Origin of the sequence: Prosthecodimorpha hirschii, assembly GCF_001305515.1 — a bacterium.
Lineage (GTDB): Bacteria > Pseudomonadota > Alphaproteobacteria > Rhizobiales > Ancalomicrobiaceae > Prosthecodimorpha > Prosthecodimorpha hirschii.
The window spans coordinates 1,336,640-1,348,720 of record NZ_LJYW01000001.1 but is presented as its reverse complement, the minus strand read 5'-3'; the positions used below and the strand labels follow the sequence as shown (position 1 = coordinate 1,348,720).

At 70.3% G+C, this 12,081-nt stretch carries 6 protein-coding genes and 1 tRNA gene; 4 read left to right on the top strand and 3 right to left on the bottom strand.

Annotated features, from left to right (window positions below; genetic code table 11):
• Positions 1 to 58: 58 nt before the first annotated feature.
• Positions 59 to 1,096 (bottom strand): Fe(3+) ABC transporter substrate-binding protein, encoded by a 1,038-nt coding sequence (locus ABB55_RS05810; RefSeq protein ID WP_054357968.1) that lies wholly within the window; start codon positions 1,094 to 1,096, stop codon positions 59 to 61.
• 177 nt (positions 1,097 to 1,273) lie between these two features.
• Positions 1,274 to 2,245: a threonine dehydratase gene (locus ABB55_RS05805; RefSeq protein ID WP_054357967.1), complete on the bottom strand. Its 972-nt coding sequence runs from the start codon at positions 2,243 to 2,245 to the stop codon at positions 1,274 to 1,276.
• A gap of 226 nt (positions 2,246 to 2,471) precedes the next feature.
• Between ABB55_RS05805 and ABB55_RS05800 the strand changes: the two genes are divergently transcribed.
• A complete protein-coding gene (locus ABB55_RS05800) occupies positions 2,472 to 3,182 on the top strand; it encodes a lysozyme inhibitor LprI family protein (RefSeq protein ID WP_054357966.1) in 711 nt (236 codons plus the stop codon).
• Between the two features lie 3 nt (positions 3,183 to 3,185).
• On the opposite strand, the gene ABB55_RS30600 is transcribed toward ABB55_RS05800, so the two are convergent.
• Positions 3,186 to 7,418 (bottom strand): PAS domain-containing sensor histidine kinase, encoded by a 4,233-nt coding sequence (locus ABB55_RS30600; protein WP_054357965.1) that lies wholly within the window; start codon positions 7,416 to 7,418, stop codon positions 3,186 to 3,188.
• A 271-nt stretch (positions 7,419 to 7,689) separates the two neighbouring features.
• Between ABB55_RS30600 and ABB55_RS05790 the strand changes: the two genes are divergently transcribed.
• The 3 genes from ABB55_RS05790 (at position 7,690) to ABB55_RS05780 (ending at position 12,075) form a co-directional block, all read left to right on the top strand.
• Complete coding sequence (locus ABB55_RS05790) at positions 7,690 to 8,079, top strand: phasin family protein (protein WP_054357964.1); 390 nt, start codon at positions 7,690 to 7,692, stop codon at positions 8,077 to 8,079.
• A 1,226-nt stretch (positions 8,080 to 9,305) separates the two neighbouring features.
• Positions 9,306 to 9,382 (top strand) — tRNA-His (locus ABB55_RS05785).
• 623 nt (positions 9,383 to 10,005) lie between these two features.
• On the top strand, positions 10,006 to 12,075 hold the full coding sequence (locus ABB55_RS05780; RefSeq protein WP_054361863.1) for a 3'-5' exonuclease: 2,070 nt from the start codon (positions 10,006 to 10,008) through the stop codon (positions 12,073 to 12,075).
• The last annotated feature ends 6 nt before the right edge of the window (positions 12,076 to 12,081 follow it).

The window sequence follows — 12,081 nt, the reverse complement described above, 5'->3', positions numbered from 1 at the left end:
GCCCGAGTCCAGTCGGGGCCATTGCCGAGCTGCCCGAAAATGGCGCGCATGCGCCGGATCAGCTGCCCGGGCCGTCGTCGAAGCCGACCTTGTCGACCAGTTCGCTGGCCTTGGTGCGGTTCTTGGCGATCTCCGCGAAGCTCGCCTTGTCGGCTTCGAGCTTGCCCAGATCGGCGATCAGCGGCGTCGGCGCGACGCCGGCCACGACGGGATATTCGAAGTTCAGCTCGGCATAGAGCTTCTGCGCCTCGCCGCCGACCATGAACTCGATCAGCTTCTGGGCGGCGTCGCGGTTCGGCGCATTCTTGGCGAGCAGCGCGCCGGAAATGTTCACATGGCTGCCGCCGCTGGCGAAGGTCGGCATGACCACGCGCACCGACTTGGCCCATTCCTTCTGCTCGGGCTCCTTGTCGTTGGTCGCCATCAGCCCGTAGTAATAGGTGTTGCCGACGCCGATGTCGCACTCGCCCGAATAGACCGCCTTGACCTGGCTGCGGTCGTTGCCGGACGGCTTGGCCGCCAGATTCTGCTTGAAGCCCTTCAGCCAGGCCTCGGTCTTGTCGGCGCCGAGATGCGTGATCATCGAGGCGATCAGGGCGATATTGTAGGGATGCTGGCCGGAGCGGACGCAGAGCTTGCCCTTCCACTTCGGATCGGCCAGATCCGCATAGGTCAGGCTGGTGTCCTTCACGCGCTCCTTGGAGACGTAGAAGATGCGGGCGCGGTAGGTCAGGCCGACCCAGGTGCCGTCATGGTCGCGGAACTGCGCCGGCACGGCCTTGTCGACCGCCGCCGACTTGATCGGCTGGCCGATGCCCATCGCCTTGGCCTTCTCCAGGATGGCGGCGTCGACGGCGATGAACAGGTCGGCCGGGCTGGCGGCGCCCTCGGCGCGGATGCGCTCCTCCAACCCCTTGTTGGAGAACACGACGTTGACGCGGATGCCGGTCTCCTTCGTGAACTGGTCGAAGATCGGCTGGATCAGCGGCTGTTCGCGGTAGGTATAGACGTTGACCTCGGCAGCCGCAGCGGCGCCGGCGGTCGCGATCACCATGGCAAATCCGGCACCGAGCCGGGTGGCCCAATTGTAAGACATCGTCAAACTCCTCGTTCCATCAGGGGGCAAGGCCCTGCGTTCCGGGTTGAGCGTCAGCTCCGCTCTGCCGGCACCGTAGGCATGGGGTTTTGCCGATGTCAAACCGAATTCGAGTGATTTCTCAACGAGTTAGAATAATTAAAAAGTAGCCTCGGAGTTTTCCGGATGTTTCTGCCGTCACCCCGGTAGCGGCGTGCCGCCGTCGAGAACCGTGCGATACCAGGGCCGGTCGACATTGCCGCCGGACAGAATCACCGCCGTCCGCCGGCCCTCGAGCCGGTCGCGATCGGCCATCAGCGCCGCCAGCGCGGCCGCCCCGGCGCCCTCGGCGATGTTGTGGGTCGTCGCGTAGAGGAGCCGCATGGCCTCGGCGACGGCCGCGTCCGAGACGGTGACGATGCCGGCGGCGCCGGCCTTGATGATCGCGAAGGCTTCGGGGGAGGGCACCCGCACCGCCATGCCGTCGGCGAAGGTCACGGCCGTGTTGGTCGAGACCGGCCGTCCGGCCTCGAAGGAGAGCCGATAGCAGACGGCATTCTCCGAGACGACGCCGACGATCTCGGTCTTCAGGCCGAGCGCATCGCGCGCCGCGATCAGCCCGCAGATTCCCGAGCCGAGCCCGATCGGCACATAGACCCGGTCGAGATCGGGCACGGCCCGCAAGAGTTCGACCGCATAGGTGCCGACGCCGGCGACCAGGTCCCGGTGGAAGGACGGCACCATCTCCCAGCCGCGCTCGGCCGCGATGGCGACGGCACGCTCGCGCGCCTCGTCGAAGTCCCGGCCGTGCTCGACCAGCTCGGCACCGAAGGCCCGCATGGCGGCGTTCTTCTCGACCGAATTGCCGTGCGGCACCACGATGGCGCAGCCGAGCCCGGTGCCGCGCACCGCATGGGCGATCGACTGGCCGTGATTGCCGCGCGTCGCCGAGACGACGCCGCTGACCTGCGGCCGCTCGCGCAGGAGCCGGTCGACATAGACGAGCCCGCCGCGCGCCTTGAAGGCGCCGGTCATCAGGTGGTTCTCGTGTTTCACCCAGACCGGCGCGCCGACGGCCGCCTCCAGGAGCGGCCAGGCCATTTGCGGCGTCGGGGCGAGGCGGCGATAGACCACCTCCGCGGCGGCTTCGAAATCGGCGATCGTCAGCATGCGGCACTGTCCTTCTGGCTCGGTCCGACACGCTTGCCCGCCGCCGTCATTCGGTCCAATCAAAAGTGATGATCGAATCGTTCGTTTCGGGTGCAGATTCAACGCAACCGGAACGGGGATCGGCGGCGGGATGCCGTCGTCCGGCCGTCGCCGGGAGCGTTCATCGTCGAGGAGGATGGGGGCCCGATCGGATGTCGTCCGGTCGCGGCGTCCCGGGAGTGTCATCATGCCGCGCGCCGAACCCGCCATCACGCTGCCGATCCTGACGCTGCCTGTGCTGACGCTGGCTGCCGCCGTTCTGGCCGCCTCGCCCCAGCCGGCGCAGGCGCAGGCCTCCTTCGACTGCACCAAGGCCAAGACGGCGGTCGAGAAGGCGATCTGCGCCGACCGGACGCTGGCCGGGCTCGACCGCAAGATGGCGGTCGCCTATGCGTCGGCGCTGAAGCGTTTCGACGCCGCGACCGGCCGGCTCGTCCGCGAGGACCAGCAAATGGCGATGCAGCTGCGCGACTGGGCCTTCGATTTCGAGGATTTCGACATGGCCGGCTTCCTGGAGAGCCGGGTGGTCCAGCTCGACGCCTATGACGCCGCCCCGCGCGCCAGCTTCGTCGGCACCTGGGCCAATGTCGGCGGCACGGCCACGGTCGAAGCCTCGCCCAAGGGCCTGACCGTCTCGGTCACGGCCAGCGACGGCGCGATCGGTCGCTGGATCTGCCAGTTCGAGGGCATCGGCCGGCTCGACGGCGCCCAGATGGTGGTCGCGGAGGCGCCCGGCACCAGCGACTACGAAGGCTGGACGCTGCGTTTCGTGCGCGACGGCCAGGCGATCCGCATCACCGCCGAAAAGCCCGCCGGCTACGAGGGCACGCCCCCCTATTGCGGCGCCGTCGGCAACGTCGACGGCACCTATATCGCCGCCAAGCCGTTCACGAACTGAACTTCAGCCGGCCAGCACCCGCGTCACCGGGAAGGTGACGGTCACCAGGGTGCCCTGGTTGACGGCGGAATCGATCCGGAAGGCGGCGCGGTTGGCTTCGACCAGCGCCTTGGTCAGCGGCAGGCCGAGGCCGGTGCCGGTGCTGCGCGCGCGGGCCGTATGCAACTGGCGGAACGGCTCCAGCGCGGCCTGGATCTCCTTCTCGGTCATGCCGTAGCCGGTATCGCGCACGCGCAGCACGACCTCGCCGCTATCCTCCAGCGCCGCCGAGACGATCACCTGGCCGCCCGCGGGCGTGAACTTGACCGCGTTGGACAGGAGGTTCAGCACAATCTGGCGCACCGACCGGCTGTCGGCGACCACCGGCGGCACGCTGCCGGGCAGCGAGGTGCGAATGATGATCCGCTCGCGGTTGGCCTGCGGCTGCATCATGGCCACGCATTCGGCGGCCAGGTCGGCCAGCGAGACCGCCTCGAAGGTCAGTTCCAGCTTGCCCGCCTCGACCTTGGACAGGTCGAGCAGGTCGTTGATCAGGCTCATGATATGCGAGCCCGAGCTGTGGATGTCGCGCAGATAGTCCTTGTAGCGCTCGGTGCCGACCGGCCCGAAGCGCTCGTCGAGCATCACCTCCGAGAAGCCGATGATCGCATTGAGCGGCGTGCGGATCTCGTGGCTGATCTTGGCCAGGAACTCGGACTTGTGCATCGAGGCCTCCTCCGCCCGGCGGCGCGCGCCGGTCAGTTCCTCCTCGGACTTCTTCCACTGCGTGATGTCGCGCAGCACGGCGCAGAATTTCGAACCCGCGCCGGACGAAATGCGCCCGATGGTCATGAACAGCGGGATCAGCCCCTCCGGGCGCACCTGACCGATCACCTCGCGCCCGTCGTTGAGCACGCTGGCGACGCCGTTGCGGGCGAGCCCGTCGAGATAGTCCTGTGCCGACCGGCGGCTTTCCGGGGCGAGCAACTCGTCGAGCCCCTGGCCCATCATCTCGGCGCGGTCCATGCCGAATAGCGCTTCCGCCGCCCGGTTGGCCGACAGCACCTGGCCGTCGCCGTCGAGCATGATCACGCCGTCGGTCGCCGTGTCGACGATCGCCTCCAGTTCGGCCGACCGCTCGCGCGCCTCGCCGAGCGCCTCCAGGGCGGCGCGGCCGGAAGCCGTCTCCCCCGCCGCCTCGGCGATCGGGCGCGGCAGGCGGTCGAGGGTCAGGAGCAGCGCCGGACCGGCCCCCCAGGGCACCGGCGCCAGCCGTGCCGCAACCGGCACCACCTCGCCGGTCCGGGTCAGGACCGGCACGGGGCGGGTGCGGCCTTCCTCGGCGAAGCGCCGGCCGACATGCTCGCCGGCGAACAGCACGTCGAGGCCGCCGGAGGCTTCGAGGTCGGCCAGATCGGCATAGCCGGTCAGGGTCAGGAAGGCGCCGTTGACATAGACGAGGTCGTCCTCGCGCAGCACCGCGCAGCCGACCGGCAGGCGGTCCAGAATGCGGCTGGCGAGACGCACGTCGTCATCGCCGGATGTCGCCGGCTGGGCGACCGACGACTGAGCGACGACCGGCTGGGCAGCCGACGATGGGGCAGAAAGCGACTGGATAGCCGACGACTGGGCGGCCACCGAAGGAGCGGCCAACGGCTCGATCGCGGTTGCGGGTTCGATCTCCGCAGCCGGCTCCGGGGCGGACGCGGCGCTGGCGGCCGGCCGCGCAAAGGCCATGATGGCGGCCGAGCCCGAGCCCGAGCCCGACGGTGCGAAGCCGCCGGGGGCGATCGTCGTCTGCGCCGAACCGATCGCGGCCGACGTGCCGCCGGGCGATGGGTGCGCGATCTCGGCGGGTGCGACCGCATCCGGCTGACCGGATCGCGTGGCGTCGAACCCCGCCGGAGCCTCCGAACCCGGCTCCGAACCCGGCTCCGGGCCCGGCTCGGGCTCTTCCGAATCGCTGCCGGCATCGTCGCCTTCGAGCCGGGCGCCGAGGGCCGCCGCGATCTGCCGGAAGGCGATGCGCTCGGGGGCGCTCAGCCGATGGGTGTCGATCGCCACCCGATGGGCGCCCGGCAGCGTCACGACGCGGGACCCCCGATTGGCCGGAACGGTCACGACCCGGCCGGAGTCCGACGGACGGAACAGGCGCTCCGCCTGCGTCCCCGCCGCCGGCTCGGCATCCGCCGGCAGGCGGGTGCCGTCGACGATCTCGGCCGGCACCGGATAGACCGGCGACACGACGACCCGATCGTCTGCGGCCCGGTCCCCTGCGGCCCGGTCCCCCACGGTCAGCTCCGCTGCGGCCCAGTCCCCCGCCGGCAGCGCGGCCGTTGCCGGGCCGGGCGCGTCATCCGACGCCGGCGCATCCGCGGCTTCGGCCTGCCGATCCTCCGGCGCGATCTCCGTGCGCGCCACGATCTCGCCGGCGAAGGCGGCCTCGTCGACGGCCGGGCCGGGATCCTCGCTGCGGCGCGGCTCGACCTCGTCCGGTGCGTCGCCGCCCGCCGCGTCGATGGCGGCCGGGCCGGCGCCGCGATCCGGGCCGGTCTCGGCGGCATGCGCGCCGGGCCGTGCGGACGGTTCGATCTCGTCGGAGGCAGCGACCAGCGCCGCGAGGCGCTCGCCGGTCGCGTCCGGATCGGGCAGGGGCGCGCCGGTGCGGCACAATCCGAAGCCCTGATAGCCCTCGAACGACCGGTCGCGCGCCAGGGTCGGCAGTGCGGTCAGGTCGACCGGCACCCGCAGCGCCTGGCCTTCCACCGGCCAGGCCAGATCCCGCACGGTCCAGGTCTGCCGGCGGCCGAGGGCCTCGGCGACGCGGTCGTCCGGATCGAGCTCGAGCCGGGCGCGGGCCTCGGCCCAGGTGAGGCCGGCCAGCGCGGCGGCCTGCGGGCCGACGGCCCGGGCCAGATCGTCAGATACGAAGGTGAAGCGGCCGGCCGAATCCATCCGCCAGACGAAGCGGCTCGGCCGGGCTTCGGGCACGAACCGGAAGAGCGACGGCAGCCGATCACCGTCCCGGCTCGCGGCCGCACCGGTCGCGGCGGGCGCAGCCGGCGGGATGGCGAGGGCGGCCGCATCCGCCGGCTCCGTTGCGACCGCCGGCTCCAGGGCCACATCCGGCTCGGCGTCCGGCGCCGGGTCGGGCAGCACGGTCGGTGGCGACAGGGCCTCCGGCGGATGGGTGACCAGATCGACGGCGAGACGCAGATCGTCGCTGGTCGCGCCCGGGTAGAGCGGCGCATGGGGCAGGGGCGCGGCGAAGCCGGCGAACAGGGCATCGTCGGCGTCGGCCTCGGCCTCGTCCGCAGCGGAGGTCCGCGCGGTCGCCGGCTCCGGCGTCGCGGCGGGCTCCGCCGCCCAACTGCTGAAATCCTCCGGACCGGGCACCGGCGACAGGGCGAAGAAGATCGGATCGAGCAGATGGTCCGGCTCGCCGAGGTCGCGATAGTCGGGCGCGGGGCGTGCGGGCGCGGCGGTCCGCGCCGGAACCGGGTCCGCCGTGCCGTCCGCGCGGGTCGCGATCGCCGGGCTGTCCTCGACCGCCGGTGCGTCCCCGACAGCTTTTGCGTCCGAGACTTCCAGCGCGCCGGCTGCCGCAGGGGTCGCCACGCGCTCGATCGCGATGATGCGCAGGTCGCGGGTGCCGCCGATCCGCGCCACCATGGCCTCGGCCATGCCGTCGGCCGCGGCGACACGGGTGCGTGCCAGCGGCCGATTCGCGGCCGCCACGACGAAGTCTTCGATCGCGTCCTGGACGCCGTCGAGCAGGGCGTAGTCGCCCGAGGCCGACAGGACCTCGCCGTCCGCATCGAAGGCGGCCAGCAGGCGCGCCGGATCGGCGAGCAGCGCCAGGCTGGCGGCGATGTCGCCGGGCGCGCCGGGCCGGGCGGGCAGTTCCAGGAGCAGCACCGGCGCCTCGTCCAGGTCGGGCAGCCGCGTCATCGTGCAGGCGGTCACCACCGGGGTGAGGCCGTCGCGATGGGTGACCAGCTCGGTCTGGCGGCGGCCGACCGCGGCCCGGGCGCCGAAGCGCGCCAATTGGGTCAGGATGGCGGCGGGCAGGGCCGGCGGCCGGCCGAAGACGGTCGCCAGATCGCTCGCGCCGACGCGTTCCGCCGCAGCCGCATTCAGAAAGAGAAGGCCGTAGGAGGCGCCGTCGACGACCATGACCGGGCGCGAGGCGAACAGGCTTTCGCCGACCTCTGCGACGGTCATGAGCGTGAAGGCAGTCTCGACGGTCCTGCGCATGCCAACCCCTGCGCCCCGTGCGGGCGTGGATTCCGACAGGTCCGGCACCGTCCCGGTTTCGGCCTGTTAACTGCCCATTAATATAAAGAAAGCCTCAACGCGGTCCACAAGTGCCGCCGGCTATCGACAGGTTCTGCCCGTCAAGGTTAACGACGGGGGCTCGGCAGGCGGCTTGAAGCGCGGCGCGAGCGGAGACACAATCGCCCGGCCGGGGCGAATCCTCACTTCGATGATCCGGGCCTAAGGCAACATCACCTGCGGGACAAGAGCCATGGCGCAAGACAAACAGAAACCTTTTGAGGTGCCGGAGCAGTTGCGCAGCCTGACCCAGGACAGCGTCGATCAGGCCCGCAAGGCCTTCGACGACTATGTGGCGGCGACGCGCGCTGCGGTTTCCAAGCTGGAAGCCACGTCCTCCGACGCGCAGACGGGCGCGCTCGATCTGAACCGCAAGATTCTCGAACTGGCGGAAGAGAATGTCTCCTGCGCCTTCACGCACGCCCAGCGCCTCGTCGGCGCGCGCGACCTGCAGGAGATCATGACGCTGCAGAGCGAGTTCCTGAAGCGGCAGATGGCCAATCTCGGCGAGCAGGCACGCGTCCTCAGCGACGCCGGCGCCCGCACCGCCTCCGAATTCGCCGGCCGCACCACCGAACGCTGATCGCCCCCGCCCGGAGCGGACCAGGACGGCCCGCCTTGCGGCGCCCGGGGACGGTCGGGCGGGCCGTGGGACGGTTCGCGGGACGGGGCACGGAACGGTCATCGGTCCGGCGAGAAGGCCAGCCGGCCGGCAAGGACGGCCATCCGACCGGCGGGACGGTCGTCAAACCGGCCGGACGGCCGTGCGACTGGCCTGACTTCGCCCACTTCCGCGGCCGTCCGGCGCCCATCCGGTGCCCGAGACCAGGGCCCGAGCCTTGTCTTCAGAAGCGCGCGTTCCGGGCACCGCGTTCAAGGCTTCTGAGTCCTGGCGTCCTGCTCCGGTTTCGCCGCCGCGCGTGGTCGCCCACGGTCTCCTGGGCCGGATGATGTCGCGGAGGCGTGCGGACAGACGCCGGAAGTCCGCACGGGATGCGGTGCTCCGCCCGGACCCTGCCACCGCCGCCGCTATCGACCGCCGCCGCTATCGACCGCCGCCGGTCCTGGCACGGCGACGACCCGCCACCGACCATTTCCGCGCAGGCCGATGCTGCAGAGGCGGCGTTGCCGAGGCGGCGTTGCCGGGGCGCGCGACGGATCCGCCACGCCCTTTGGCCATCGGCCGCGGACCTCGCACGGCCCCGAGACGCCAAAGGCCTAACGGCCGGCCGCCAAATCATTTACCCACGCGCCGGCTGCTGCCCGATCTCGCCGCCGTGGCCGATGCCATAGAGCCACGCCCGAGTAGACAGTCCGTCCGTTCCATGCGGCGCGGCCGGCTGTCCCGCCCCCGGAGCCGTCGCCGATCGCCCATCCGTGCGGACGGCCGAAGGCATCGCTTATGGCGACGGCCCAGGACACTGACGCATCGGGCCGTTGAATTGACGCGAATTTCTCATATCTGTCAGAGGCATGAGAAACTCGCGTATCGAATACCGACGATCATTCCATGACCGTCGGCATTATGCCTCTCCGGGCCGGGAGGCATACCGGTCTCCCGCCGCGGGCGTCGTCGTCGCGCCTACCGGGAATCGCAACCGCCGGATCGGCAAGGACCTTCGGCAAAGACCTGTGGAAATCCGCCGAGGCAGGGGCCCTGCCGCCCGCCGCCGAACCCGGCGTCATCCATCGCCGCCCCCGAAATCCGCCATGCCAGCCTCTTGAAGCCCCAGTGCCCCGCACCGCAGAACGCTCCCGCACCCCCCTTGCCAAGCCGCCCGATTGCGCCTATCAGGAGCGCGCCCTTGGGCGGCTGTAGCTCAGTTGGTTAGAGCGTCGGATTGTGGCTCCGAAGGTCGCTGGTTCGAGTCCAGCCAGCCGTACCATTTCAACTATTGAAAATATCGATTGCCTTGTTGGTTTGGGTGCGTGGCGTGCCAGCCCCCTGGACTTCAGGGAAGCTGACCGTTTCGCGTTTCGCGATAGGTTAGTGGCGCCGGGACTTTCCGTCGGGACGTTGCCCGGTTCCGCATCGAGCGGGCGACCGGTTTCGAAGTTCACCTCGCTATCCAGACAGGGGCGCGTTCGCAGGCGTCGCTGAGCAAGTCGACCCGACTGAGAGCGTTCGCGGCGTTGTGGGCGTTCTCCGTCCGGCTCACTGTTCGGCAGGGCTACAAATTGAAGATCGGCTACGCGGATGCGGAGGAGTCCGGCCGCTGCCTGCAGGACACGATCGACACCGCCCTCGCCGAGGCTGAGCAGGGAGGCGGCAAGGGGCGCCCATCGAACGGATGCGGCACAGATGCTCGCCACGATGCCGGGCGCCATCCGATTGCCTTACCGGCCGCAACGCCAATCTCGTCAGAATCAATGCGGCGCATCGGGGCTTGGACGAATTCAGGTGGTTGTCGGGATCCACTACGTGCCGAGCCGCACAGTTCGCGGTTGCGTTTGCAATTTTCAGGAGGAGTTGCCTTATAGAAGGCTCGGTGATTGAGCGGTGGCGGGCATGCTCGAACTGGCACGGACGTTTCATCGCAGCCTCGACCGATTGAGCGGCCCCGAGCAGGCGGTCGCCAAGCAGGTCGTGTTCGACTACATGGCCGATCCGAGCCGGCCGGGCCTGTCGTTGCACCGGGTCGACCGCGCCCGCGACAAGCGCTTCTGGACCATCCGGGCCGATCGCGATTTGCGCGTCGTCGTCCTCAAGGATGGTGCGCGTTCGCTGTTCTGTTGGGTCGGCCATCACGACGAGGCCTATCGATGGGCCGAGAACCGTCGCTTCGAGGTGCATCCGGTCACCGGCGCTGCGCAGATCGTCGAACTCGTCGAGGTCGTGCGCGAGGAAATCCGCATCGTCGAGCGGACGGTCGCCCGGCGGGCTCCCGAAAAGCCGCCGCTCTTCGCCGGCGAGGACGACGTCTATCTTCTTTCGCTCGGCGTGCCGGAGGATTTCGTCGCCCTCGCGAAGGCCGTCCGCAGCGAGGACGATCTGCTCGCTCTGTGCGAGCGGCTGCCGGAGGAGGCGGCCGAAGCGCTGCTCGACCTGCACACCGGTGGCCGACCGGCGCCGGCGCCGGTCGTCGCCGTCGGCGACTTCGCCATGGCGCTGCAGCATCCCGATGCCCGCCGCCGCTTCTGGACGACGACGGACGAGGCCGATGTCGCCCGTGCGCTCGAACGGCCCTGGGCCGAGTGGCTGGTCTTTCTGCATCCCTCGCAGCGCGGTGCCGTGGAGCGCAATTTCAACGGCCCGGCCCGGGTCTCCGGCGGCGCCGGCACGGGCAAGAGCGTCGTCGCCATGCACCGGGCGGCGGAACTGGCCCGCGCCGCGCCCGGCGGACGGCTGATGCTGACGACCTATTCCAAGACGCTCGCCGCGCGCCTCTCCGACGGCATGGACGCGCTGCTCGGCGTCGCCTCGCCGGAGCGCGGCAGGGTCGAGGTGAGCCATCTCCATGCCTATGCGCTCGCCCATGTCTCGCGCATCGCCAAGCCGACGGTTGCCGACGGCGCCTATATCGACCACCTGCTGAAGGAGGCCGGCAGGGGTCTGGAGCCGCCCTTCGACTTCGCCTTTCTGCGTGCGGAATGGGATGCGGTGGTAGACTTCTGGGGCCTCGACAGCTTCGAGGCCTACCGCGACGTGGCGCGCACCGGCCGCGGGTTGGCTTTGTCGCCGCGCCAGCGTCGCCGCCTTTGGGAGGTGTTCGCGGCGGTCCGCCAGGGTCTCGCGGCGCGCGGGATGCTGACATTCGGCGAGGTCTGCGATGCCTTGCGTGCCCGCATCGAGGCCGATGGCGTCCAACCTTTCCGCCATGTCGTCGTCGACGAGGCGCAGGATCTCGGGCCGCGCGAACTGCGATTGGTGGCGGCGCTGGCGGTGCCCGGGCCGCGGGCGCTGTTCTTCGCCGGCGATGTCGGACAGCGCATCTTCCGCTGGCCGTTCTCGTGGCTCGGAGCGGGCGTCGACGTGCGCGGCCGGGCGCAGCGGCTGAAGGTCAACTATCGCACCACGGCCGAGATCCGTCGCTTCTCCGACCGCCTGTTGCCCGGCCGGATCGCAGAGGTCGACGGCGAATTGGAGGAGCGCGGCGCCCTGTCGGTGCTGCGCGGGCAGAATCCCGAATTGAAGCCGGCGGCCGATCTCCAGGGTGAGATCGAGACGCTGCATGACTGGCTGCACCGTGCCAGGGCCGACGGCATAGCGCCCGGCGAGATCGCGGTGCTCGGCCGCACCCGGCGCGCCATCGACGAGCGGGCCACGCCGGCACTTGCGCGCCTCGGGCTTTCGGGCGCGTGGTTGTCTCCCGACCAGGATACGGGCAGCGACAGCATCACGCTCGGCACGCTGCATGCGGCCAAGGGATTGGAATTCCGTGCTGTTGCGGTCGTGGCATGCGACGATGGCCAATTGCCGCTCGCCGCCGCCCTCGTGGCCGAGACCGACCCCGAGGCTCGCCGCATTATCGAGGATCGCGAACTGAGCCTCTTCTATGTTGGCTGTACCCGCGCCCGCGACCGCCTTCTCGTCACCTGGTCCGGTACACCCTCGCGCTTTCTCGCGTCGGCGATGTGAACCGTT